This window comes from Mycobacterium xenopi, assembly GCF_009936235.1.
In the GTDB taxonomy this organism is placed as follows: Bacteria; Actinomycetota; Actinomycetes; order Mycobacteriales; family Mycobacteriaceae; genus Mycobacterium; species Mycobacterium xenopi.
In genome coordinates, this window is record NZ_AP022314.1 from 2,933,269 (window position 1) to 2,957,176 (window position 23,908).

Consider the following 23,908-nt stretch of genomic DNA (forward strand, 5'->3'; position numbering starts at 1 on the left):
CTCGGACACGAGAGGCAGAACCATGTCGGCATTAGAGCCATCATCGCGGCTTGCCGCCATCGGCGCCAGGCTGCTTCGGTCACGCAGGCTGATGCGCGCTCCGATTTGGATCTATAGGGCTCGCGCCGGGGCGGTGTTCGGCTCGCGGCTGCTGATGCTCGAACACATCGGCCGCAGGTCCGGTCGCCGCCGCTACGTCGTCTTGGAAGTCGTCGATCACCCGACGCCCGACACGTATGTCGTCGCCTCCGGGTTCGGCGGCAACGCGCAGTGGTTCCGCAATATTCAGGCCAACCCACGCGTGCGCGTCTATGCCGGCAGTCGCGCCCCGACACCCGCTAGGGCGCGCGTGCTTAGCCAACACGAAGCCGACAACACGCTCGGCATCTACATCCGTCGACATCCGCATGCGTGGACGGCGTTTCAGCGCGTACTCGAGAACACCCTGGGAACATCGGTCACCGAGACCAACACGCCGCTGCCCATGGTCGAGTTGCGAATGGCTGCGAATCAGTCCGGTGGCTGACAGCCCTCGGTCGCGGCGGCGTTCGCTACCGCGAGTTTCGGGGAAAGTCACGACGCTCGCGCGACATCTACTGGCTCAACTCGGGCGTCGTGCCGACCGGGCCCTCCACCGGCTTACGCGCATCGGCCTCGGCCTTGGCCACCGCCTGCATGATCGCCGGATCCGTCTGCGTCGAGAACCAGTCGGCGATCTCGTCGCTGTCGTCTTCGGGCTTGGGCAACTCTTCCTCAACCGGCGAGGGTTGATAGCGGTACACGCCGTCATCGCCCGGCGCCCCAAGCAGTTTGGTGAAACCTTGTAAGGCCGAGCCGAAGTCGCTGGGGATCACCCACACCTTGTTCGCGTCGCCCTGGCCGAGTTGCGGCAGCACTTGCAAGTACTGGTAGGCCAGCAGCTCCGGAGTGGGCCTGCCGGCCTTGATCGCGGCGAATGTCTTCTCGATCGCCTTGGCTTGGCCTTGGGCCTGCAGGTAAGCCGCCGCCCGTTCGCCCTGCGCCCGCAGCATGCGCGACTGCCGGTCGGCCTCGGCCGCCAAGATCGCGGCCTGCTTGGCGCCCTCGGCTTCCAGGATCTGCGCCTGCTTTTGCCCCTCGGCCTGTTTGATCGCCGACTCGCGGGTGCCCTCGGCGGTTAAGATCATCGCCCGCTTCTCCCGGTCGGCTTTCATCTGCTTTTCCATCGACGCCTGGATCGACGGTGGCGGGTCGATGCTGCGTAGCTCCACGCGCGCCACCCGCAGCCCCCACCGGCCGGTGGCCTCGTCGAGCACGCCGCGCAGCTGCCTGTTGATGACCTCCCTCGACGTCAGGGTCTGCTCCAGTGTCATGCCACCCACCACATTGCGCAGCGTGGTGGTGGTCAGCTGCTCGACACCGACGATGTAGTTGCTGATCTCGTAGACCGCGGCCTGGGGGTTGGTGACCTGGAAGTAGACCACGGTGTCGATGTTGAGCGTGAGGTTGTCCTCGGTGATCACCGGTTGTGGCGGAAACGACACCACCCGCTCACGCAGATCCACCCGAGCGCGGATGCGGTCGATGAACGGCACCAGCAGCGTCAGCTGACCGCTCACCGTGCGGCTGTACCGGCCCAACCGTTCGATCACCGCGGCCTCCGCCTGCGGGATCAGCGCCACCGATTTGGCCACCACGATCACCGCAAAAATCACTAAAACAGCAAGCAACACCAGACCGGCAACCGCACCTTGCATGGGCTTCTCCTATTGCTCTCGAGGGTTTAGACGTTCTTCCACACCACCGCGGTGGCGCCGTCGATGCGCATGACGGTCACCAACTCGCCGGGCTCATAGACGTCGGCCTCATTGAACGGCCGCGCCGTCCACACCTGACCGTCCAGCTTGATTTGACCCTCGTGTCGTGCGACGCGGTCGAGGACCAGCGCGCTCTTGCCCTCCAGCGCCTGCACCCCGGTCGCTATTTCCTTCGCCGGGGTCAGCCGCCGCCGTACCGCGGGCCGGACCACAGCCAGCAGCAGAACCGAGACCACCAGGAACACCGCCCCGTCGGCCCACGCCGGCCAGTCCAGCAGCCAACTGGTTGCGGCCGCAGCCAGCGCCCCGCCACCGAGCATCAGCAGGAACATGTCGCCGGTCAGCGCCTCCGCGCCGGCCAGGCCCAACGCGAAGATCAGCCAGAGCAAGGCTGCGGGCATGCGGTCAGGATATCGCGCGATCAGCCACAATCAGGGCGAACAACTAGACTGCGAGAACATGTGGTGCCCTAGTGCGACGCTCTCGGTTTGGGCTAACGCCTGGCTCGCTGGCAAGGCGGCGCCCGACGACGTTCTCGACGCGCTATCACATTGGGCGCCAAGACAATCCGTGACCGCGTATGACGCCGTCGCGGCCGGCCACACCGGCCTGCCGTGGCCGGATGTGCATGACGGGGGGGCGGTGTCACTTTTGCAAACGCTGCGCACCGCGGCTGGCCGGCCCGCGGTCAACGGACCGTCGGTGAACGTCGTTTTACCGGTGCCGGGCGACGTGCGAGGGCTGGCGGCTGGCACGCAGTTCGAGCGTGACGCGCTGGCCGCGGGCGAGGCGGTGATTGTCGGCGATCCCGGCGATCAGTCCGTGGCCGTCGGGCTGATTCCCGAGTGCCGCTACGACGACTCCGATGACCGGGCCGATACACCCGAAGTGCTGTGCTGGACAGTGTATTCCCTGCCCGCCGCACCCGTTTTCGACCCGCACGAGCTCGGCGAGGCCGAATACGCGCTGCGGTCAGCGGTGCGCTCTGCGGCCGACACACTGGCCGCGATCGGGTTCGACAGCCCCGCAGCAGATGTCGACGATCCGCGCGCGCTGGTCGCGCAGCTGCTGGCAGCCTCGCAGCAGCACCGAATTCCCGACCACGCACCGACGCGGGCGGTGCGAGTCCTGGAGAATGCGGCACACGTCGATGCGATCATCACGGTCAGCGCCGCGCTGAGCCGGCTGCCGATCGCGGCGCAATCCTTGTCGCAGAACCGAATCGCCGCCGACGCGTTGCGCCCGCTGGCCGGCGTGGTGCGTTCGGCGCGAATCGCGGCGATCAGCGCGATCCTGCGGTCGGCGTGGCGGGATTGACGGCGGCGCGCATTCGGCGACGCAGTGCGGCGGCCGGCATGGCGTGCCGTTGACGCTGGCCCCGCAGCCGGGTACCGGATCGGGTCCGCCGACCCGCTTCGGCGCACGGGCGTAGCGCATTTCGTCGATCAGTTCCACGGCCAGGCGGGCGAATCGCCGATCGGCGTTGGGGGTGCTGGCCCGGGCGAACGCCATGCCCGCCGCCTGGGCCTGCGACCGCAGCTCATGGTCGAGATCCCACACCACCTCGATGTGGTCGGCGACGAAACCGATCGGGCACACAACGACAGCTTTGGTCTCACGGTCAGCAAGGGCCGCGAGATGATCGGCGACATCGGGCTCCAGCCAAGGGATTTGGGGCGGACCCGATCTCGATTGCCACACCACGTCATAATCGGTGTATCCGGCGGCGGTCGCGACAAGCCTTGCAGCATAAGCGACTTGGCGGCTGTACAGGCGGGGACCGCAGCGCTCGTCGGCGGCAACCGGAATCGAATGCGCGGTGAACACCAGCCGCGCATCGGCGGGTACGGTCTCAGCGGCTTTGGTGATCGCCTCCGCGAACATCTCGACGAACAGCGGGTGGTCGAAATAGGGCCGCAGCTTGACCAGCTCCGGCGCGTCCGGGCCAGCTGCAGCCCGGGCGCGGGCGATGTCCTCGACATACTGGGCACAGCTGGAATAACCACTCCACGCCGACGTGGTGAACACGGCTGCACGGCGAATCCCGTTGTCACGCATCGCCTTAACAACGTCCTCGACGTAGGGTTCCCAGTTGCGGTTACCGAAATACACTGGCAGATCGGTCTCGGCCCGCAGTTCGGTGACCAGCGCCCGGTTGATGCCGTTGATCGGCGATACCCCGCCGAAATGCAGGTAATGCTCGGCGACCTCGTCGAGACGCTGCGGCGGCACACCGCGCCCGCGGGTGACGTTCTCCAAAAACGGCCGCACCTGCTCGGGCCCCTCCGGTCCGCCGAAGGACAGCAGCAGGACGGCGTCGAACCGCATCAGAGCAACTGGGTATGGGCACCGCCGTCGGCGTAGATGATGTCCCCGGTGGTGGCCGGCAACCAATCCGACAGCACCGCGCACACCGTCTTGGCGACGGGTGTGGCGTCCTTCATGTCCCAACCGATCGGGGCGCGCTGGTCCCAGCCCTGTTCGAGCAACTCCATCTGCTTGCTGGCTTCCTCACCCAGCGCACCACCGACGATCGCGCTCATCGCCAATGTCCGAATCGGTCCGGCGGCAACAAGGTTGGATCGCACGCCGTATGGGCCGGCCTCACGGGCGACGAAACGGTTCACCGACTCCAGCGCGCTTTTGGCGACCGTCATCCAGTTGTACGCCGGCATCGCGCGGGAGGGGTCGAAGTCCATGCCGACGATCGCCCCACCGCGATTCATGATCGGTAACAATGCCTTCGCCAGCGACGCGTACGAGTACGCCGAAATGTGAATGCCTTTGGCGACGTCCTCCCACGGCGCCTCGAAGAACGGGTTGATGCCCATCCCGCTCGGCGGCATGAACCCGATGGAGTGCACCACACCGTCGAGCTTGTTGCCCTCCCCGATGACCCCGATCACCCGGTCGGCCAGCGTGTCGAGATGCTCGTTGTTCTGCACGTCGAGTTCGAGCAGCGGCGGCTTCTGCGGCAGCCGGTCTAGGATGCGCTCGATCAGCCGCAGCCGGTCGAAACCGGTGCAGACCAGCTGTGCGCCCTGCTCTTGCGCGACTCGGGCGATGTGGAACGCGATCGACGCGTCGGTGATGATCCCGCTGACCAGGATCCGTTTGCCGTCAAGCAGTCCTGCCATGTCCGTCCTTTGTCGACCCTTTTTCGAAAAAGTGCCGGCGAAGAGCCTAGTGCCCCATTCCCATCCCGCCGTCGACGGGAATCACCGCGCCGGAAATGTAACTGGCGTCCTCGGAAGCCAGGAAGCTGACGACACCGGCGACCTCGGCGGCGGTGCCAATCCGCTTCGCCGGGATGAATTCCAGTGCGCCCTTTTGGATCCGCTCATCCAGCGCGCGGGTCATATCGGTGTCGATGTAGCCCGGGGCCACCACATTGGCGGTCACGTTGGCCTTCGACAGCTCCCGGGCGATCGAGCGGGCCATCCCGATCAAACCGGCTTTGGAGGCTGCGTAATTGGCCTGGTTGCCGATGCCCCAGGTGGCCGAGACCGAACCCATGAAGATCATCCGGCCGAAGCGATTTCGCTGCATGCTGCGTGACGCGCGCTGGGCTACCCGGAATGCGCCCGTAAGGTTGGTGTCGATGACCTTTTCGAACTTCTCCTCGGTCATCCGGATAAGGAACGCGTCGGCGTTGAGGCCGGCGTTGGCGACCAGCACTTCGACGGGACCCTGGTGCTCTTCGACAGCGGTGAACGCCGCGTCGACGGCGGCGGAGTCGGTGACGTCGCACTCGACGCCGAACAACCCCTCGGGTGCGCCCGATCCGCGGTGGGTCACCGCTACTTTGTGGCCATCGGCGGCCAGTCGGCACGCGACCGCGAGACCGATCCCCCGGTTTCCGCCCGTGACGAGCACCGACCGGGAAACGAACGGCGGCCTGACCGCGGCAAGAGTCTCAGACGGTTTCTCGGTAGCAACTTCAGTCACCCCGACAACTTAGCGCCTTGTCAGCGCGGCCCCGAAATCGGCCGACCCGTCGCCGACGGGCCGCTCGACACAACAACATCACGTCGGCAGGCGGCGGTTGATCAGCAGCGCAGCCAGTCCCGCCACCGCCAGGATCAGCGAACCCAGCCGCAGCCAGCCGACGCTGGCGTCGCCCTTGATCGTCTCGTAGCCGATCTGCTGCTGCAGCGTCGAGTAAACCTGCTTGAGTTCCTGCAAGTTGGACGCGTTGTAGGCGTTGCCGCCCGAGAGCTCGGCGACCTTTTTCATCGTGGTGTCGTCGACTGGCACCGGCTGGCGCTGGCCGTTGATCTCGACGAAACCGTACGGTGTGCCGAACGAAATCGTCGAGATCGGCACCCCCTGGTCCTTGGCGGTGCGCGCCGCGGTGAACGCGCCCTTGGGGTTGTCGGGGTTGGTCGGCACGGTTTCCTTGCCGTCGGAGAACAACACGATCCGCGCCGGCGGCGGGGTGTCGCCACCGCCGATCACCGCGCCCACGGTAGCGATGGCCTGCAACGCGGTGAAGATGCCTTCCCCGGTGGCGGTGCGGTCGGCGAACTGTAGCTTGTCCAGCGCAGCCTTGGTGGCCGCCCGGTTGGTGGTCGGTGAGACCAGCACGGTCGCAGTGCCCGCATAGGAGATCAGCCCCAGGTTGATGCCCGGGGTCAGCTCGTCGGCGAACGTCTTGGCGGCCTCCTGCGCGGCAACCATCCGGTTGGGTTCGACGTCGGTGGCCCGCATCGATTGCGAGACGTCGATGACCAGCATCACCACCGCACGGTTGCGGGGAATCCGCACGTCATGGGTCGGGCCGGCCATCGCGATCGTCAGCAGCAGCAACGACGCCACCAACAGGGTCGCCGGCAGGTGCCGCCACCGCGTGGGCCGCCGCGGTGCGACGCTTTCCAGCAGCTCCATGTTGGCGAACCGCAGCATCCGCCGATGCCGGGCCACCTGCATGATGATGTACAGCGCGACGATGCCGAGGACGACCAGCAAAAACAGGAAAAACCACGGGTGTTCGAACCCGGACAGCGTCATCGGCCCGAGTAACGGCAGCGTCATCGTAGACCGTGACCCGTCACTGCAGTCCTGCCAAAGCTCCCCGCCGACGCGACTCGACGAACCGGACGATGTCGGCGATCCAGTCGCGGTCGGTGCGCAGCGACAGCAACGGCGCGCCGCACCCGCGCAGCGTTTGGGCCACCTCGGCGCGGTGAGCTGCCGCCGCCTTGGCGAAGTCGTCGCGCAGCTGCGCGTCGATGGTGAACTCGCGGATCACACCGGATTCGGCGTCTTGCAAGATGACATCGCCGACGTCGGGCAGCTCGACATCACGGGGGTCGAGCACTTCGATACCGAGCACCTCGTGCCGGCCGGCGATGGCACGCAGCGGACGCGTCCAGTTGATCGGGCCAAGGAAATCGCTGATGATCACGGCCATCCCGCGGCGTCGTTGCGGCCGCCGCAACGCGTCGATGGCGCCGGCCAGGTCACCGCGCACGCCCACCGGGGCCTTCGGCGTGGTCGCAATGGTGCGCAACAGCGTCTGCTCATGCATGCGCCCGGAGCGGGCCGGCACCCGGATCATCCGCTCGCCGTTGGAGATCAGCGCGCCCAGCCGGTTACCGCCACCGCTGTTGAGGAACGTGATCGCGGCTGCGGCCGCCACCGCCAAGTCGCGCTTCTCACAGACCGTGGTGCCGAAGTCCAGGCTCGCCGACATGTCGACCACCAGCCAGGTCTCCAGTTCCCGGTCGGCGATCATCTCGCGCACGTGGGGGACCGTGGTGCGCGCGGTGACCGCCCAATCCATGCGGCGGACGTCGTCGCCGGGTTGATAGAGCCGCGACTCCCCCGGCTCGGTACCCGGCCCGGGGAGCAGTCCGAGGTGGTCGCCGTGCAGCATCCCGTCGAGTTTGCGTTTGACGGTCAGCTCCAAGGTGCGCAGCGCCGCCGACAGCTTCGGGTCGTCGATCTCCCCGCGCAGCATCGACGGCGGATGATTAGCCGCGGGCTTCGCCGCAGCGGAACGAGCCTCGGTCACCGACCGCCAGCCGCCGCCGCAGCCTGCATCACCGGCGGCACCGAATGTCCTTGCTGCGGAACAGCATTCACCTGCGGCAAGGCAACCGTCTGCAGGACCCGGTTGATGACGATCTCCGGTGAGATCTCGTCGGCGAGCGCGTCGTAGGTGAGCACCAGCCGGTGCCGCAGCACGTCGGGAATGACTTCGATGACGTCCTGGGGGATCACGTAGTCGCGGCCGCGCACCAGCGCCAGCGAGCGGGCGGCGGCGATGATGCCCAGCGAGGCGCGCGGCGACGCGCCGAACGCGACCCAGCTCTTGACGTCGTTCATGCCCAGCTGCTCGGGGTGGCGGGTGGCGGTGACCACGCGCACCACATAGTCGACCAGCGCGTGGTGGACGAAGTTGTTGGCCGCGATGTCCTGCAGCCGCAACAGGTCACCGGTCTGCAGCACCTGCTTGGGTGTCGGCGGGGTGACACCCATCCGGTAGATGATCTCGCGCTCTTCTTCCGGTGACGGGTAGCCGACGTTGATCTTGAACAGGAAACGGTCACGCTGCGCTTCCGGCAGCGGGTAGACGCCCTCGTGCTCGATCGGGTTCTGGGTCGCCATGACCAAAAACGGGTTGGGCATGGGGAAGGTCTTGCCGCCGATGGACACGTGGCGTTCCTGCATGACCTCCAGCAACGCCGACTGCACCTTGGCCGGGGCCCGGTTGATTTCGTCGGCGAGCAGGAAGTTGACCACCACCGGGCCCAGCTCGGTGTCGAACTCCTCCTTGCCCTGCCGGTAGATGCGGGTACCGATGATGTCGGTGGGCACCAGGTCGGGCGTGAACTGGATGCGGGCGAAGGTCCCGCCGACCACCCGGGCGAAGGTCTCCACCGCCAGGGTCTTGGCCACCCCGGGCACACCTTCGAGCAGCACGTGCCCCTTGGACAGCAACCCGACCAGCATCCGCTCGACGAGCTGGTCCTGGCCGACGATGATCCGCTTGACCTCGAAGATGGCCCGCTCGAGGGTGTGCACCTCGGCGGCCAGCCCGTTGCCGCCGGCCGGCGGCGCCGCGTGCGCCGGGGATGTCGGGGGCCCGCTCGGGCCGGGGTAACCGCTGGCGCCCGGGGGCGGTCCACCTGGTGATGTCATCGACTTTCCTTCACGGCTCAACCTTCACAGCTCCATCAGACATGAGTGCCGACACGACCGGCGTCGCGGGGGCAGCAGCATGCCCTCGTCCAACTATTCCAGGCCACCGGGATTCCGTCGACGTGACCGGGTCTCAGTACTCGATGATGCGGGTGACATACGGCGTCATCCCTTCCGTGCGCACGGGGCTGACGGTGACTTTGCCGGCGATGCTGGACGCTTCCAGCATCTGCCCGTTGCCCAGGTAGAGGGTGACGTGCTGGCTGCCGCCCGGACCGTAAAAGATCAAGTCCCCTCGCTTGGCCTGCGACGGCGGGACGTGCCGGCCGGCGTTGTACTGATCACCGGAAAACCGGGGAATCAGCACGCCCACCCCGGCGAAGGCATATCGGGTCAGCCCCGAACAGTCGAACCCGACCGTGTCCGCGCCGGAATCGACGCCGCGGCTGGGGCCTTGCAGGGTGCCGCCACCCCAGGAATACGGCACCCCCAGCTGCGAGCTGGCCCGACGGATCACGTACTCGACGGCCTGACGACCGTACACCCGCGGAATTCTGCTCGGACTGGTGTTGTTGCCGCCACCCCCGCCGGCACCGCCCCCACCGATACCGAGGCTGCCCAAAAACTTGCGGCCCAGGTCCAACGTGGTCTGGGTGGCCTGGGCGGTGGCCGCGATAGAAGCGTTGGCGATCGCCACCGGGTCGCCTGGTGCGCCCGCGCTGGGCACCTTGGGCAGCGTCGGGTCCCACTGGGCGTCGTCGGCTTCGGCCGGGCTTGCCAACGCGACCAGCAGCCCGATCACCGCGAGCACCGGCCAGGCCAGCGTCAGTCGGCGAAACCCTTTGTGGCGCATCACGATTCCCATGTCAAAACTCGATGTAGCGGACCACGTAGGGCGTCATGCCGCTGGTTCGCACCGGCGCCACCCGCACCCTCAAGCCGACGTCGGGGGCCTCGAGCATCTGCCCGTCACCGAGGTAGAGCGTCACGTGCTGGCTGCCGCCGGGGCCGTAGAAGATCACGTCGCCGCGACGCATCTGGGCAGACGGGATCTTGCGGCCGAGGTTGTACTGGGAACCGGAGTAGTGCGGCAGCTTGATGCCCACCCCGGCGAACGAATAGAGAATCAGCCCCGAGCAGTCGAAGCCCACGGTGTCGGCTCCCGAGCCGATGCCCCGGCTCGGGCCCGCGGCGGTCCCACCACCCCACGAGTACGGCACCCCCAGCTGCGAGAGCCCGCGGCGAATCACGTATTCGGAGGCCTGCCGGCCGTACACCCGCGGGATGCGCCCGTTGGTGATCCCGGTGTCGTTGGGCTTGAGGATGCCCAGCTTCTGCAGGAAGCTGCGGCCCATGTTGGCCGTGACCTGCGACGACGTCGCCGAAATCCCCAGGACGGTGTTGATGATCGCGATGGGGTCGCCGGGGACGTTGGCGCTGGGCACCATCGGCAGGGTGGGATCCCACTCCCCGTCCCACTGCCTGGAATCGCTGGGCCGTGCCGTGGCCGGCCCGCCCGGATCCCACCGATCACGAGGCCGGGGGACGGCGCCGCCGGCGGGTGCCGACCAAGTGCGGGCCGCCTCGAGCCTGGCTTGGGCCGCGTCGCGTTCGGCGGCCAGGCGACGGGCTTCGGCCTGTTGCTCGCCGAACTTGCGCTGGGCGGCGGTGAGGGCGGACACCGCGGCGTCCTGGCTGGACTGCGCCTCGGCCGCGGCCCGATCCGCCTTCTGCTTGGCCAGCCGAGCCGCCGACTCCTTGTTGACCTGCTCGGTGCGGGCCCGCAGCAGGTTGGCCATCGCCTGCTGGGAGCTGGCGGCCAGGGTACGGCCGGCGCTTGCGGTGGCGATGATGTCTTCGGGGCCGGTCGCGGTCAGATAGCTGTTGGACGGACCGTTGACGTAAGTGGCCGCCGCGAAGGTGTCGAATCGCCGTTGGGCAGCGGCAATTGCCGCGTCGGCGTCCTTCACCGCCTGCTGACTGACCTCAACGTCATGTTGCGCCGCGGCGGCGTTGTCGCGCGCGGTCTGCACGTCGACCAGCGCCTTGTTGACGCTTTCCTGTTCGGCCTGAATGGCGGCACGCAGGTCCTCCAGGCGCTGGTTGGCCTTGGCCACCTCAGCGATCAGCGCAGGCAGCGAGTCGCTGCCGCCGCCCGGTTCAGCGGCGGCCAGCCCGGGCGTGCCCAGCAGCAGGGCAGCGCTGAGCACCGCGGCCACGGCCCGCCGGGCAACCCGGGCCGCCAGTCGGAAAGACGAGCCGCGGCGGATGCGTCTCATTCGACTCGGGTCTCCTATGGCTCAGCGCAGGCGGATGACGCCAGCCGCAGTAATAACTGCAGGCACGATTCACAACAACGGCACCACTTGCACCATAGGTCACAGACGACCCTATGGAAACTTTAGTCACAAACTACAGCGCGGTACGTTGACGACTCGTGACCGAACGGTGACTTAGCGCGATGAAGGCGGTCAGGCGTGAACGTCGGCGCCGTCCGCGCGCGCTTCGGCGTCGGGTGGCGCGGTCACGGATCGCTTGCTGCGCACCTGCAGGATTCGGGCGCCGACAGCGGCCAGGAGCACCCCGATCACCACCACGATCGTGAACGCCGTCCACGGAAACTGCGGAGTGGTCAGTTCGTGCAGAAAATTCTGCGCAGATTGCACCGCATTACCGGTCTTGGCGTTGTCTTCCCCGATCTCCAGCGTCGCTCGCGGAAAGTGGGTGCTATAGCTGCCAACGTGCGACGGGCTCAGCACCAAAACCGTGGCATCCGGGTGGCTGCTGCCAATCACCGTGGCAACGTCCCGCAATGGGGTGTCCATCGGCGGGTTGCGGTCGAGAACCACGATCTTCAGGTCGATGCCGTCCTTGCGTGCCTGGTCGATCACTTGGCGCAAGCCGGGAACGTCGGCGGGCGGCGCGCTGATGCCCTCGGCCGCGACGGCGACTTTGACCAGAGCCAGGCACTGGTCGGGCGGGGTGGACGGATCGGCACCGACGGTGCTGCAGATTTCCCCGGGGATGTACAGCGGCGCGTCCAGCGTGGTCACGGTCCAAAACGGTACGCGACCACCACCCGAACGATGATCCGGGACCCGCAGCAGCCGCCTGCGTGGCATCGAATGGCGGGCAGGACAAGACTGGACGATATCCGCGCCAGCATGCGGTCGCGCCGAATTGCAGGACAAGCGTACTGTTAATGTGGCACGGAACCGCCGGCACGGCCCGTCGGCGGCGGAGAACTAAATCTGGGGAGTAGATGTGACGACAGAGTCGGTGAATTCGTTCGGAGCCCGCAGCACCCTCAACGTCGGGGACAACAGTTACCAGATCTACCGCCTCGACGCGGTGCCCGGAACCGAGAAGCTCCCTTACAGTCTCAAAGTTCTCGCCGAAAACCTGTTGCGCAACGAGGACGGCCGCAACATCACCACCGACCACATCGACGCGATCGCACGCTGGGATCCCAAAGCCGAGCCCAGCGTCGAAATCCAATACACGCCCGCCCGCGTCGTGATGCAGGACTTTACCGGGGTGCCGTGCATCGTCGACCTGGCGACCATGCGTGAGGCGGTCGTCGACCTCGGCGGAGATCCCGAAAAGGTCAATCCGCTGGCCCCGGCCGATCTGGTGATCGACCACTCGGTAATCGCGGATCTGTTCGGTCGTGCCGACGCATTCGAGCGCAACGTCGAGATCGAATACCAGCGCAACGGCGAGCGCTACCAGTTCTTGCGTTGGGGTCAGGGCGCTTTCCGAAATTTCAAGGTGGTGCCGCCGGGTACCGGGATCGTGCATCAGGTCAACATTGAATACCTGGCCCGCGTCGTGATAGCCCGCGCTGACGGCGCGGGAAAACTCACCGCCTACCCGGACACGTGCGTCGGCACCGACTCGCACACCACGATGGTCAACGGCCTGGGTGTTTTGGGCTGGGGTGTGGGCGGCATCGAGGCCGAAGCCGCGATGCTGGGTCAGCCGGTGTCGATGCTGATCCCGCGGGTGGTCGGGTTCAAGCTGACCGGTGAGATTCAGCCGGGCGTCACGGCCACCGACGTCGTCCTCACGGTCACCGAGATGCTGCGCAAGCATGGTGTGGTCGGCAAGTTCGTCGAGTTCTACGGCGAGGGTGTGGCTGAAGTGCCGCTGGCCAACCGCGCCACGCTGGGTAACATGAGTCCCGAATTCGGTTCCACCGCAGCGATTTTCCCGATCGACCAGGAAACCATCGACTACCTGCGGTTCACCGGGCGCAACGAGGAACAGCTTGCGCTGGTCGAGGCCTACGCCAAGGAGCAGGGCATGTGGCACGATCCCGCCCACCAGCCGGCGTACTCGGAGTATCTGGAGCTCAACCTGTCCGACGTGGTTCCCTCGATCGCGGGGCCGAAGCGCCCGCAAGACCGCATCGCGCTATCCGAGGCGAAATCAGTTTTCCGCAAGACACTTCCGAACTATGTCGGCGCCCACCAGGTGGCACCGCATTCCAAGCTTGACGAAGTCGTCGAGGAGACCTTCCCGGCCAGCGACCCGGGGCAGCTGACATTCGCCGACGACAACACCGACGTGGTGCAATCGGCCGCCGCCGGTGCGAACGGCCGGGTGAGCAAGCCGGTGCGGGTGAAGTCGGACGAGCTGGGCGAGTTCGTGCTCGACCATGGCGCGGTGGTGATCGCCGCGGTCACGTCGTGCACCAACACCTCCAACCCGGAGGTGATGCTGGGCGCGGCGCTGCTGGCCCGCAACGCTGTGGAAAAGGGCTTGGCCTCCAAGCCGTGGGTGAAGACGACGATGGCGCCTGGCTCGCAGGTGGTGCACGACTACTACGAAAAGGCCGGACTATGGCCGTATCTGGAAAAGCTCGGCTTCTATCTGGTGGGCTACGGCTGCACGACCTGCATCGGCAACTCGGGTCCGCTGCCCGAGGAAATCTCGAAGGCCGTCAACGATAATGACCTTTCGGTGGCCGCGGTGCTTTCGGGCAACCGCAATTTCGAGGGCCGCATCAACCCCGATGTGAAAATGAACTACCTGGCGTCGCCGCCCTTGGTGATCGCCTACGCGCTGGCCGGCACCATGGACTTCGACTTCGAGACCGAGCCGCTGGGCAAAGACCACGACGGCAACGACGTCTATCTGCGTGACATCTGGCCGTCGCAGAAGGACGTCTCCGATACCATCGCCTCGGCGATCAACCAGGAGATGTTCGTCAAGAACTACGCCGACGTGTTCAAGGGTGACGAGCGGTGGCGCAATTTGCCGACGCCGAGCGGCAAGACGTTCGACTGGGACCCGAATTCGACGTATGTGCGCAAGCCGCCGTATTTTGACGGGATGGCCGCCGAACCGCAACCCGTGCGCGACATCACCGGTGCTCGGGTGCTAGCGCTGTTGGGCGATTCGGTGACCACCGACCATATTTCGCCGGCGGGCAGCATCAAACCCGGCACGCCGGCGGCGCAATACCTCGACGAACACGGCGTCGCGCGCAAGGATTACAACTCTTACGGCTCTCGCCGCGGCAATCACGAGGTGATGATCCGCGGCACGTTCGCCAATATCCGGCTTCGTAACTTGCTGCTCGACGATGTTGCAGGCGGCTACACTCGCGACTTCACCAGAGAAGGTGGGCCGCAAGCGTTCATCTATGACGCTGCGCAAAACTATGCGGCCCAAGGTATTCCGCTGGTGGTGCTGGGCGGCAAGGAGTACGGCTCCGGCTCGTCGCGCGACTGGGCAGCCAAGGGCACCGCGCTGCTGGGGGTGCGCGCGGTGATTGCCGAGTCATTCGAGCGCATCCATCGCTCCAACCTGATCGGCATGGGTGTGATTCCGCTGCAGTTCCCGCAGGGCAAGTCGGCCTCCTCGCTGGGGCTGGACGGCACCGAGGTTTTCGACGTCACCGGTATCGAGACGATCAACGACGGCAAGACCCCGAAGACGGTGCGCGTCAAAGCCACCAAACCCGGCGGCAATTCGGTCGAGTTCGACGCGGTGGTGCGCATCGACACTCCCGGTGAGGCCGACTACTACCGCAACGGCGGGATCTTGCAGTTCGTGCTGCGCAACATGCTGAAGTCCAGCTAACGCAGGTGACCCGTGCCCAAAGTCAGCGCGGACCACTTGGCGGCCCGCCGGCGTCAAATCCTCGACGGTGCTCGACGCTGCTTCGCCGAATACGGTTACGACAAGGCCACAGTACGCCGCCTGGAACAGGCTGTCGGATTGTCGCGGGGCGCGATTTTTCACCATTTCCGCGACAAGGACACACTGTTTTTCGAGCTGGCCCGCGAGGACGCCGAGCGGATGGCGGCGGTCGCGTCGCGCGAGGGACTGATCCAGGTAATGCGTGACATGCTCGCCGCGCCAGACCAATTCGACTGGCTTGCAACGCGTTTAGAGATTGCACGCAAGTTGCGTAACGACCCGGCTTTCAGTCGCGGATGGCGGGAACGATCGGCGGAACTAGCGGCGGCGACAACCGAACGGCTGCGCCGGCAAAAGCAGGCGGGTCGGCTGCGCGACGACGTCCCCGGCGAGGTGCTGCAGTGCTACCTGGACCTGATTCTTGACGGATTGGTGGCGCGGCTCGCGGCCGGTGAAGACCCGCAGCGTCTGACCGCCGTCCTGGATCTGGTCGAGCACTCCGTGCGGCAGGGCTAGTCGCGAGCTAGCGAGACGCGCGGGTGCGGTGGTTGGGCCCGCCGCGGCTGCGCATCGTGGTACCCGACTCGCGCAGCATGCTGTGGATGGACCCGTACGATCTGCCGGTGGACGCGACCAGTTTCCGGATGCTGGCACCACCTTCGTAAGCATTGCGCAACTCCGTCAGCAGCTGCTCGCGCGTCTTCTTCGTTTTCCTCATCGGCGCCTCCCCGCGGTCACCCCGATACGCTTAGCGTAGGAAGCAACCATGGGCTGTGCGGCAGTTTTGGCGAAACCGCCTGCGGCGCCTCTCAAGCCAGTTGGATCAGATCCCGGTATTCGTCGGACCAGTAGTCCTCGGTGCCGTCAGGCAGCACGACAACCCGTTGCGGCTGCAGAGCCTCAGCCGCCGCCGGGTCGTGCGTCACCAGCACCACCGCTCCGGTATAGCTGCGCAACGCGTCGAGCACCTGCTCGCGAGATGCCGGATCGAGGTTGTTCGTGGGTTCGTCGAGCAGCAAAACGTTGGCGGTCGACGCCACCAACCCGGCCAGCGCCAGGCGGGTCTTTTCCCCACCGGACAACGTGCCGGCCGGTTGCTCGAGCTGCGGACCGCTGAACATGAACGCCCCAAGTAGGCCACGCAAATCCTGCTCGCCGGAATCCGGTGCGGCGTGGACGATGTTCTGCCACACCGTGGCCGCGTCGTCGAGCGTGTCGTGTTCCTGCGCGAAGTAGCCGATTTTTAGACCGTGCCCGGGTTGTAGCGTGCCCGTGTCGGGTTTTTCCACCCCGGCCAGCAGCCGCAGCAGCGTCGTCTTGCCGGCGCCGTTGAGCCCCAGCACGACCACCCGAGAGCCGCGCTCGACGGCCAAGTCGATGCCGGTGAACACCTCCAGCGATCCATACGTCTTGGTCAAGCCCTCGGCCACCAACGGGGTTCGCCCGCACGCCGCCGGGGTGGGGAACTTGATCCGGGCCACCTTGTCGGCGACCCGCTCTTCGTCGAGCGCCGCCATCATCCGCTCGGCGCGTCTCAGCATGTTTTGCGCTGCAACGGCTTTGGTGGCTTTAGCGCCGAGCTTGGCGGCTTGGGAACGCAGGGCCGCGGCTTTGCGTTCGGCGTTCACACGTTCCCGGCGGCGGCGCTGCTCATCGACGGCGCGGGCGTCGAGGTACGTTTGCCATCCCATGTTGTAGACATCGACCTTGCCGCGCACGGCGTCGAGAAACCACACTCGATTGACGACGTCGGCAAGCAGGCCGACGTTGTGGCTGACGACGACCAGCCCGCCGGTATGCGCGCGCAGGAAATCTTGCAGCCAGCCTAGGGAATCTGCGTCGAGGTGGTTGGTCGGCTCGTCGAGCAGCAAAGTGGTGGACGAATCGCCACCACTATCGGACGCGGCGAACAGGATGCGGGCCAGTTCGACTCGGCGGCGTTGACCGCCCGACAGCGTGCGCAGTGGCTGGGTCAGCACCCGTTCGGGCAGGCCGAGGTTGGCACAGATTCGGGCGGCTTCACTTTCGGCGCGGTATCCGCCGAGCGCCGCGAATTTCTCCTCGAGTCGGCCGTAGCGGCGAACAGCGCGGTCACGCTCGGCGTCGTCGACGACCTCGGCCATCAGCGCCTGTTGCTTTTCAAGCTCGGTGAGCAAAGCGTCGAGTCCGCGCGCCGACAGCACACGGTCGCGGGCAAGCGTGTCGAGGTTCCCCTCTTTGGGATCCTGCGGCAGATAACCGATCTGGCCGCTGCGAGTCACCGATCCGGCGTACGGCTGAGTCTCGCCCGCGAGGATACGCAACGTGGTGGTCTTGCCGGCGCCGTTGCGTCCGACCAGCCCGATGCGATCACCGGGCTGCACCCGCAATGTCGGTCCGTCCGCGGAGAGCAGGATGCGCGCCCCAGCGCGGACTTCGAGGTCCGTTGCCGTGATCACGATCTCTCTCCTTGGTCGAGTTGGCCTGTGGCCGCTATAGGTCGTCGGTGAATACCGGGGGCCGTTTCTCGGCCCGCGCAGCAACCGCTTCCTCGAAGTTGGAGGTGAGCAGACGAACGAACAGCTGTCCGAGGCCTTCGGCCTGCATGTGCCCTTCCAGGCTAGCGGCGTCCAGTCCACTCCACAGTGTGCGCTTGGTCAACTCGATTCCCGGACGCGAGAACGCCGCGATTCGTTCGGCCAGCGCGTAGCAGGTGTCCAGCAGCTGCTCGTCGGGCACGCGATACGAGACCAGCCCGATGCGTTCGGCTTCTTCGGCGTCGACGTCGCGACCGGTCAGCATCAGTTCGAACGCCCGCGACGAGCCGATAGCCCGGGGCAGCAGGTAGCTCAGCCCCAATTCGCTGGCGGTCAGCCCGTTGTTGATGCCGGCGGCCCGGAAGTAGGCACTGCTGGAAGCGACCCGGATGTCGGCGGCCAACGCCAGGCAGAGCCCGCCGCCGATGGCGGCGCCGTTGACGGCGGCAATCACCGGTTGATGCAGCCGGCGCAGCCCCAGGATCACGTCGTCGAGCAGTTCCATGGAGCGCAGCGCGTAAGTGGGCCGGGTGAGCCCCTCGACGTGCGGGACGTGCCCCGCCGATTTGTGGTCGGCGCCCGACGAGAAGCCGCGGCCTGCTCCGGTCAACACGACGACCCGCACGGAGTTGTCGCAGGTGACCTCGGCCAGCGCCTCTTTGAGCGGCACCATAACGTCGAAGGCCATGGAATTCATCCGCTCGGGCCGATTGAGGGTGATCAGCGCGACGTGCGGCCGCGGGTGTTCGACGAGGACAAAACCAGTCTGCGGGCTCACGGGTTGCACGCTATCGCGTGCGGGGCGTCAGACCTGGTCGGGTGTGGACTGCTCGGCGACGGCCGCGTCGACGTCGAAGGCTTTGACCTGCTGCACCAGGTCCTCCAGGGCCGCTGGTGGCAGCGCGCCAGCCTGGTTGAACACCAGCTTGCCTTTCTTGAACGCCATCAACGTCGGGATGGCCCGGATCTGGGCGGCCGCCGCCAGCTGTTGCTCGGCTTCGGTGTCGACCTTGGCGTGCACGACGTCGGGGTGTTTTTCCGAGGACGCCTGAAACGTGGGCGCGAATTGGCGGCACGGACCGCACCAGGACGCCCAGAAGTCGACGAGGACGATGTCGTTGCTGTTGATGGTGTCGTTGAACTCTGCGGCGGTAAGGTCTCGAGTAGTCACCTACTGCCCAACGTGGTGAGCTGCCGCAATTGTTCCCGGGGCACCAACGAACCGGCGGCGGCCACCCCCTCGGTGGCCGCCGCCGTCGATCATCATCGTCGACGAGGACCATTATAGATGTATACATGTCGAGGTCTACATGTTTGTCCCGGGCATTTAGTGCCGGGTGTGGTTGAATTTCCCTGTGGGCCGTGGAGTGAAGGGGCGGGCATCGCCGCTGCTGACCAATCCCGCCGCGGCGGGTAAGGTTGCCGAGACACTGCAGGCGCTGGCTTCCCCGAACCGCCTGCGTATCCTGACCCGGCTGCGGCAGTCGCCGTGCTCGGTGACCGAATTGTCGGCGGCGGTCGGCATGGAACAGCCCGCGGTGTCCCACCAGCTTCGGCTGCTGCGCAACCTCGGCCTGGTGGCCGGCGACCGCAGCGGGCGCAACATCGTCTACCGCCTCTACGACAGCCACGTAGCCTCGCTGCTGGACGAGGCGGTCTACCACATCGAGCATCTGCGCCTCGGCGTCAGCGACACCATGCCTCACCCCGTCGACCCGTTGCGGCCGGGATGGCCGCGCGAACGTCAGGGTGGGGCACGACAATGAAAAGCTCACGGCGCCGGCCAAAAACGGCCAGCCCGGTGGCGCTCACCACGGTCACTACATAATGCGGGCGGGCACCGGCCCCAAGAGGAGACCAGCCGTCGATGTCTGCCACGTCGCTTCCGCCCAAAACGCGGCCCGTGATCTTCCCGCTCATGGGAGTGCTTGCGTTATGGACAGCTGCGTGCGGTAGTTCAACGACTTCACACGACGAGAACACCAGACAGCCAAACGCATCGGCACACCCAACCTCCGGGCCTACGCAAGCGCCGCCAGCACCTCGCGAGCACATCGACAACGTTGAGGGCATGGTGGCATCGGTATCGGGCAACACGATCCACCTCCGACTCCGGAATGGCGCCGCCGCGGTGGATTTCTCGCCGTCGACAGTGGTCACCGAGCTCAGCTCGGCTCAGCGTGCCGACGTGACCGTTGGCAGCTGCGTCGCTGTGGAGCCAACCCCGGACAGCCCCCGGTCCGGGGATGAGGTCACTGCGCGATCCGTGACGATCAGCCCACCCGTCGACGGCAAGTGCACCCCATTACCGGCGGCGGCCAGCACAGCATCGCCCCCCACCTCTGCTGCACCCGCCGCGAATCCCACCGTCCGGGGCATGGTTGCATCCGTTTCCGGCAATACATTCACCATCAACAATATTGGCGGCAACACCTCACAGACGAATGTGACCGTCACCAGCACGACCACCTACGTCAAGCAGACGTCCAGCAATACTCAAGCGGTCACGCAGGGCAAGTGTATGGCGGCTCAGGGACCCGACCGTGACGGCGTACTGCAAGCGACGACAATCGAGCTTCAGGCATGCCCGCCGCTGGGCCGACCCCGTTTCCGTTTCCCATTCCCTCATCTCCCCCACCACCACCACTAACCGGATCAGTACGAACGCGGCAGCCCGAGGCTGTGCCGGGCGATGTGGTTGACGATCATCTCGCGAGTGATCGGCACGGTTTTGAACAGGCGGACGAACTCATACATGTTGGCCAGCGCGACTTCTCGGGTGAATCCACTGCCGCCGTGGACTTCGATCGCTTGGTCGACGCAGCGGATTGCGGGATCCGCGGCAAGGAATTTGGCCATGTTGCTCGCCTCACCAGCATCGGCGCGGGAGTCGTAGGCGGCTGCGGCGTGGCGGGTCATCAGCCGGGCCGCTTCCAGCGCAATCTTGGCCTCCGCCAACGGGTGTGCCACGCCTTGATGCGAGCCGATCGGCACGTTCCAGACATGTCGTTCACGCGCGTAGGCCACCGCCTTGTCGAGGGCATATCGACTGATGCCGTTGCAGATCGCTGCGATGACCACCCGTTCGGGGTTCATGCCGTCAAAGGCGACCCGGAGCCCGTTGCCCTCACCTCCGACGAGGCGATCCACGGCCACCGCCACATTGTCGAAGAACACCGTGAAGACTTCTCTGTGATCTCGAATGTCATTGGGATACAGTGCATGTCGATGCCCGGCGCATCACGGCCTACCAAAAACGGCGAAAGCTGTGCGCGCCCGTCCGCGTGCGTGCCGGTACGGGTGACGACGAGCAAAGCGTCGGCTTGGTCGGCGCCGGTGATAAACGTCTTCTGCCCGCTGATGTAACAGCTGTCGCCGGCACGGCGCGCCGTGGTGGCCAGCTGATGGGTGTTAGAGCCGGCGTCGGGCTCGGGATGCGTTGGCGGCGGGGCGCTCGCCGATGTCGCCGAACGCGGCATCGCCGCCGCCGGTGCCGGATATCACGAGTTTCACGAACTTCTTGTGCAGGCAAGCGGAAACCCCATCTTGACAACGGTTCTCGCCGCTGTCGAGCAAGCCGTCCGCTGGGCCGCCGCCGAACAAGACATCACCCAGTACGACCGCGCCGAAGCCACCAGATCGCACCGCGCGATCGCCGACGCCATCGCCGCGGGCGACCCACAGAAAGCCGAGCATCGAATGCGTCGACATCTCGACGCAGCGCTGCGCCACGTCGAGCAATCGGGATTGCTTGGCGCGCCGATGATTCCGCCGTCGTGTTGGCGAGGCCACAACAGCAACGTGCCGTGGCGGTGATCAGCAGCGCGGCACGGGCGTGACCCTGACGCCGGACGTCCGGGGTCAATCCTCGAGGTGGCGTTCCTGCTCCCAATGCTCAAGCCACGCCTGGAGGTTGTAGACAAGCAGCGCCACCACGACGAGTAAGACCGCGAGGCAGACGTCTACGGCGGCGTTCATCGGCCGTCGCTTTCACAGGCCGTCAGTATCCGCTTTACTTCGCCACATCGCTGTGTCGCCGCGGGTCGTACGGTCACAACCGCTATCGTCGTCGCCTCCCCCTGCCGTGTCCCTTCGCTCACGTGGCCAACGTAAGTCGGATGGGCCCTCACCGGCACGAGTAGTCGACTACCTGTTCTGCGGTACAAATAGAAATTGGCGGGCAATCACACTGTGAAGCCGAGAGCGCGAAGTTGCTCGCGACCGTCGTCGGTGATCTTGTCCGGTCCCCACGGCGGGTTCCACACCCAGTTGATGCGCAAGTCGTCGACCAGGCCCGCGCCGACCAGGGCGGTGCGCGACTGGTCTTCGATGATGTCGGTCAGCGGACAAGCCGGCGAGGTCAGCGTCATGTCGATGAGCGCGACGGTCCCCTCGTCGGTTTGTGCCACATTCAGGCTGTAAACCAATCCCAGGTCGACGACGTTGATGCCCAGTTCCGGGTCGACCACATCGCGCATCGCCTCCTCCACGTCGGCGAGCAATTCACTATCGGCTGCTGCGGTCTCGCTCATCGTCAACCTCCTCGAAGTCTTGCATGGCTTGTGCCAGTGCGTCTTTGAACGCCATCCAGCCGAGCAACGCGCATTTCACCCGGGCCGGGTACTTGGCCACCCCGGCGAACGCGACACCGTCACCGAGAACGTCCGGGTCCCCTTCCACGGTGCCGCGCGACGACACCATTTCGGTGAACGCGGTGACGGTTTTCAGCGCGTGGCCCACGGTGTGGCCGATCACCTGCTCGGTGAGCACCGAGGTCGACGCCTGGCTGATCGAACAACCTTGCCCGTCGTAGGAGACGTCGACGACGCGCTCACCGTCGTCGGACAACGCGACGCGCAGCGTGACTTCGTCGCCGCAGATCGGGTTGACGTGGTGAACTTGCGCGCCGAATGGCTCGCGCAGGCCCCGATGCTGCGGATGCTTGTAGTGATCGAGGATCACGTCCTGATAGATCTGCTCCAGGCGCACCCTTACGCTCCCCCGACCCATGGCGACGACCCGCTGCGCCCGGCTTCGCCGCGCTTGCGATCGCCGACGAAGAACTCCACCGCGCGACGGACCCCGGCCACCAGCCGGTCAACCTCCTCGACGGTGTTGTAGACAGCGAACGACGCCCGGGCGGTGGCCGCCAAACCAAAGCGGCGGTGCAGCGGCAACGCACAGTGGTGCCCAACCCGAACGGCGATGCCTTCGTCGTCGAGCACCTGACCGACGTCATGGGCATGCACCCCGTCGACCACGAATGACACCGGCGACCCGCGGTCTTGCATCGACGTCGGCCCGATGATCCGCACGCCCTCGATGCCGGACAGCCCCTCGATCGTGGCGGTCACCAGTCGGCGTTCGTGCGCTTCGACGGTGTCCATGCCGATCGCCTGCAGGTAGCGTGCTGCCGCTGCAAGTCCGACCACTTGGGAGGTCATCGGGGTCCCCGCCTCGAACCGCTGCGGTGGCGGCGCGTAGGTGGTGGCCTCCATCGTCACCGTTTCGATCATCGAACCGCCGGTGAGGAACGGCGGCATCTTCGCGAGCAGCTCGCGTCGGCCGTACAGCACGCCGATCCCGTTGGGGCCCAGCATTTTATGGCCGGAAAACGCCGCGAAATCGACGTCGAGCGCATGCAGGTCCACCGGTTGGTGCGGCACCGACTGGCAGGCGTCCAGTACGGTCAGCGCGCCCACGGACTTCGCCCGCGATACCAGCTCGGCCACCGGTGCCACCACACCCGTCACATTCGAATGATGCGTGAATGCAACTACTTTGACGCGCTCGTCGAGTTGCAGAGACTCGAGGTCGATCCGCCCGTCGTCGGTCACCCCGTACCACCGCAGGGCGGCGCCGCTGCGCCGGGCGAGTTCCTGCCACGGGATCAGGTTGGCGTGGTGTTCGAGCTCAGTGGTGACGATGACGTCGCCCGGACCGACCGCACGCTCGAACCTCGTGTCGCCCAGCACATAAGACACCAGGTTCAGCGCCTCGGTGGCGTTCTTGGTGAACACCAGTTCGTCGGCGTCGGCCCCGACGAACGCCGCGACGTCGGCGCGGCCCTGCTCGTAGGCGTCGGTGGCCTCCTCCATCAGCTGATGCGCGCCCCGGTGCACCGCACCGTTGGAGGTGACCAAGAACTCGCGCTCGGCGTCGAGCACTTGCACCGGACGCTGCGACGTCGCACCGGAATCCAAGTACGCCAACTGCTTGCCGCCGCGCATCACGCGCTTGAGGATCGGGAAATCGGCGCGTATCGCGGTCAAATCCAGTGGAGTCACCGACGTCACCATG

General features: G+C 66.2%; 27 protein-coding genes and 1 pseudogene. 7 read left to right on the forward strand and 21 right to left on the reverse strand.

The window, feature by feature from the left end; translation table 11 throughout:
• The first annotated feature begins 22 nt into the window (after positions 1-22).
• Positions 23-526 (forward strand): nitroreductase family deazaflavin-dependent oxidoreductase, encoded by a 504-nt coding sequence (locus MYXE_RS13630; protein ID WP_039889892.1) that lies wholly within the window; start codon positions 23-25, stop codon positions 524-526.
• 67 nt (positions 527-593) lie between these two features.
• Here the strand turns inward: MYXE_RS13630 and MYXE_RS13635 are convergent, their stop codons facing one another.
• Both MYXE_RS13635 and MYXE_RS13640 read right to left on the reverse strand, forming a co-directional pair.
• Positions 594-1,736: an SPFH domain-containing protein gene (locus MYXE_RS13635; RefSeq protein WP_003920269.1), complete on the reverse strand. Its 1,143-nt coding sequence runs from the start codon at positions 1,734-1,736 to the stop codon at positions 594-596.
• 26 nt (positions 1,737-1,762) lie between these two features.
• Complete coding sequence (locus MYXE_RS13640; protein WP_003920268.1) at positions 1,763-2,197, reverse strand: NfeD family protein; 435 nt, start codon at positions 2,195-2,197, stop codon at positions 1,763-1,765.
• Between the two features lie 58 nt (positions 2,198-2,255).
• Here MYXE_RS13640 and MYXE_RS24555 point away from each other — a divergent pair, with 58 nt between their 5' ends.
• Entirely contained in the window at positions 2,256-3,113 is an 858-nt protein-coding gene (locus tag MYXE_RS24555) for a hypothetical protein (RefSeq protein WP_003920267.1), read from the forward strand.
• On the opposite strand, the pseudogene MYXE_RS13645 reads toward MYXE_RS24555, so the two are convergent.
• From MYXE_RS13645 to MYXE_RS13685, 9 genes and pseudogenes are all read right to left on the reverse strand, one after another.
• A pseudogene (locus MYXE_RS13645) lies at positions 3,093-4,124 on the reverse strand (ferrochelatase); the annotation flags it as partial. The gene MYXE_RS24555 and the pseudogene MYXE_RS13645 sit on opposite strands and share 21 nt — an antisense overlap.
• On the reverse strand, positions 4,124-4,933 hold the full coding sequence (gene inhA, locus MYXE_RS13650) for an NADH-dependent enoyl-ACP reductase InhA (protein WP_003920264.1): 810 nt from the start codon (positions 4,931-4,933) through the stop codon (positions 4,124-4,126). The gene inhA and the pseudogene MYXE_RS13645, both read right to left, overlap by 1 nt.
• Positions 4,934-4,979: 46 nt before the next feature.
• Positions 4,980-5,744: a 3-oxoacyl-ACP reductase FabG1 gene (fabG1, locus tag MYXE_RS13655; RefSeq protein WP_039889888.1), complete on the reverse strand. Its 765-nt coding sequence runs from the start codon at positions 5,742-5,744 to the stop codon at positions 4,980-4,982.
• A 78-nt stretch (positions 5,745-5,822) separates the two neighbouring features.
• Complete coding sequence (locus MYXE_RS13660) at positions 5,823-6,830, reverse strand: VWA domain-containing protein (protein WP_003920261.1); 1,008 nt, start codon at positions 6,828-6,830, stop codon at positions 5,823-5,825.
• Between the two features lie 16 nt (positions 6,831-6,846).
• Positions 6,847-7,758, reverse strand: coding sequence for a DUF58 domain-containing protein (locus MYXE_RS13665; RefSeq protein ID WP_003920260.1), 912 nt, complete (start codon positions 7,756-7,758; stop codon positions 6,847-6,849).
• A gap of 50 nt (positions 7,759-7,808) precedes the next feature.
• Entirely contained in the window at positions 7,809-8,942 is a 1,134-nt protein-coding gene (gene moxR1, locus MYXE_RS13670) for a chaperone MoxR1 (RefSeq protein WP_003920259.1), read from the reverse strand.
• Between the two features lie 133 nt (positions 8,943-9,075).
• Complete coding sequence (gene ripB / locus MYXE_RS13675; RefSeq protein WP_003920258.1) at positions 9,076-9,795, reverse strand: NlpC/P60 family peptidoglycan endopeptidase RipB; 720 nt, start codon at positions 9,793-9,795, stop codon at positions 9,076-9,078.
• 13 nt (positions 9,796-9,808) lie between these two features.
• Entirely contained in the window at positions 9,809-11,221 is a 1,413-nt protein-coding gene (gene ripA / locus MYXE_RS13680) for an NlpC/P60 family peptidoglycan endopeptidase RipA (RefSeq protein WP_003920257.1), read from the reverse strand.
• Between the two features lie 192 nt (positions 11,222-11,413).
• Complete coding sequence (locus MYXE_RS13685; RefSeq protein ID WP_039889932.1) at positions 11,414-11,956, reverse strand: Rv1476 family membrane protein; 543 nt, start codon at positions 11,954-11,956, stop codon at positions 11,414-11,416.
• Between the two features lie 250 nt (positions 11,957-12,206).
• On the opposite strand from MYXE_RS13685, the gene acnA reads away from it, so the two are divergent.
• Together acnA and MYXE_RS13695 are read left to right on the forward strand one after the other, a co-directional pair.
• On the forward strand, positions 12,207-15,032 hold the full coding sequence (gene acnA, locus MYXE_RS13690) for an aconitate hydratase AcnA (RefSeq protein WP_003920253.1): 2,826 nt from the start codon (positions 12,207-12,209) through the stop codon (positions 15,030-15,032).
• Positions 15,033-15,044: 12 nt separating this feature from the next.
• Positions 15,045-15,608, forward strand: a complete 564-nt coding sequence (locus MYXE_RS13695; protein WP_003920252.1) for a TetR/AcrR family transcriptional regulator — start codon at positions 15,045-15,047, stop codon at positions 15,606-15,608.
• 7 nt (positions 15,609-15,615) lie between these two features.
• Here MYXE_RS13695 and MYXE_RS13700 read toward each other — a convergent pair whose 3' ends face one another.
• The 4 genes from MYXE_RS13700 to trxA form a co-directional block, all read right to left on the reverse strand.
• Positions 15,616-15,810, reverse strand: coding sequence for a helix-turn-helix domain-containing protein (locus MYXE_RS13700; protein ID WP_003920251.1), 195 nt, complete (start codon positions 15,808-15,810; stop codon positions 15,616-15,618).
• Between the two features lie 91 nt (positions 15,811-15,901).
• Entirely contained in the window at positions 15,902-17,530 is a 1,629-nt protein-coding gene (locus MYXE_RS13705; RefSeq protein WP_085198444.1) for an ABC-F family ATP-binding cassette domain-containing protein, read from the reverse strand.
• Between the two features lie 34 nt (positions 17,531-17,564).
• Positions 17,565-18,395 carry an enoyl-CoA hydratase gene (locus tag MYXE_RS13710; protein WP_112650142.1) on the reverse strand — a complete coding sequence of 277 codons (831 nt, stop codon included), beginning with the start codon at positions 18,393-18,395 and terminating at the stop codon, positions 17,565-17,567.
• A gap of 18 nt (positions 18,396-18,413) precedes the next feature.
• The gene (trxA, locus tag MYXE_RS13715; RefSeq protein WP_003920247.1) at positions 18,414-18,779 is read right to left on the reverse strand and encodes a thioredoxin; all 366 of its coding nucleotides are present in this window, start codon (positions 18,777-18,779) and stop codon (positions 18,414-18,416) included.
• A gap of 184 nt (positions 18,780-18,963) precedes the next feature.
• On the opposite strand from trxA, the gene MYXE_RS13720 reads away from it, so the two are divergent.
• On the forward strand, positions 18,964-19,374 hold the full coding sequence (locus MYXE_RS13720; RefSeq protein ID WP_050947680.1) for an ArsR/SmtB family transcription factor: 411 nt from the start codon (positions 18,964-18,966) through the stop codon (positions 19,372-19,374).
• Between the two features lie 409 nt (positions 19,375-19,783).
• Here the strand turns inward: MYXE_RS13720 and MYXE_RS24560 are convergent, their stop codons facing one another.
• Complete coding sequence (locus MYXE_RS24560) at positions 19,784-19,987, reverse strand: hypothetical protein (RefSeq protein ID WP_232061615.1); 204 nt, start codon at positions 19,985-19,987, stop codon at positions 19,784-19,786.
• Between MYXE_RS24560 and MYXE_RS24565 the strand changes: the two genes are divergently transcribed.
• The gene (locus tag MYXE_RS24565) at positions 19,986-20,258 is read left to right on the forward strand and encodes a hypothetical protein (protein ID WP_232061616.1); all 273 of its coding nucleotides are present in this window, start codon (positions 19,986-19,988) and stop codon (positions 20,256-20,258) included. The genes MYXE_RS24560 and MYXE_RS24565 overlap by 2 nt on opposite strands.
• Before the next feature lie 5 nt (positions 20,259-20,263).
• Here MYXE_RS24565 and MYXE_RS13730 read toward each other — a convergent pair whose 3' ends face one another.
• Positions 20,264-20,764, reverse strand: a complete 501-nt coding sequence (locus tag MYXE_RS13730) for an acyl-CoA dehydrogenase family protein (RefSeq protein ID WP_157139243.1) — start codon at positions 20,762-20,764, stop codon at positions 20,264-20,266.
• Complete coding sequence (locus MYXE_RS25305) at positions 20,701-21,087, reverse strand: acyl-CoA dehydrogenase family protein (RefSeq protein ID WP_081485299.1); 387 nt, start codon at positions 21,085-21,087, stop codon at positions 20,701-20,703. The genes MYXE_RS13730 and MYXE_RS25305 overlap by 64 nt, the downstream gene beginning before the upstream one ends.
• On the opposite strand from MYXE_RS25305, the gene MYXE_RS13740 reads away from it, so the two are divergent.
• Positions 21,017-21,424 (forward strand): FCD domain-containing protein, encoded by a 408-nt coding sequence (locus MYXE_RS13740; RefSeq protein ID WP_003920241.1) that lies wholly within the window; start codon positions 21,017-21,019, stop codon positions 21,422-21,424. The two genes, MYXE_RS25305 and MYXE_RS13740, sit on opposite strands and share 71 nt — an antisense overlap.
• Positions 21,425-21,792: 368 nt before the next feature.
• On the opposite strand, the gene MYXE_RS13745 is transcribed toward MYXE_RS13740, so the two are convergent.
• From MYXE_RS13745 to MYXE_RS13755, 3 genes are read right to left on the reverse strand one after another with little or no spacing between them, the layout of a single operon-like run.
• Positions 21,793-22,140, reverse strand: a complete 348-nt coding sequence (locus tag MYXE_RS13745; RefSeq protein ID WP_003920240.1) for a metal-sulfur cluster assembly factor — start codon at positions 22,138-22,140, stop codon at positions 21,793-21,795.
• On the reverse strand, positions 22,115-22,597 hold the full coding sequence (gene sufU, locus MYXE_RS13750; RefSeq protein ID WP_003920239.1) for a Fe-S cluster assembly sulfur transfer protein SufU: 483 nt from the start codon (positions 22,595-22,597) through the stop codon (positions 22,115-22,117). Before sufU ends, MYXE_RS13745 begins: the two co-directional genes overlap by 26 nt.
• Positions 22,598-22,599: 2 nt before the next feature.
• Positions 22,600-23,907 carry a cysteine desulfurase gene (locus MYXE_RS13755; protein WP_003920238.1) on the reverse strand — a complete coding sequence of 436 codons (1,308 nt, stop codon included), beginning with the start codon at positions 23,905-23,907 and terminating at the stop codon, positions 22,600-22,602.
• Between the last annotated feature and the right edge of the window lies 1 nt (position 23,908).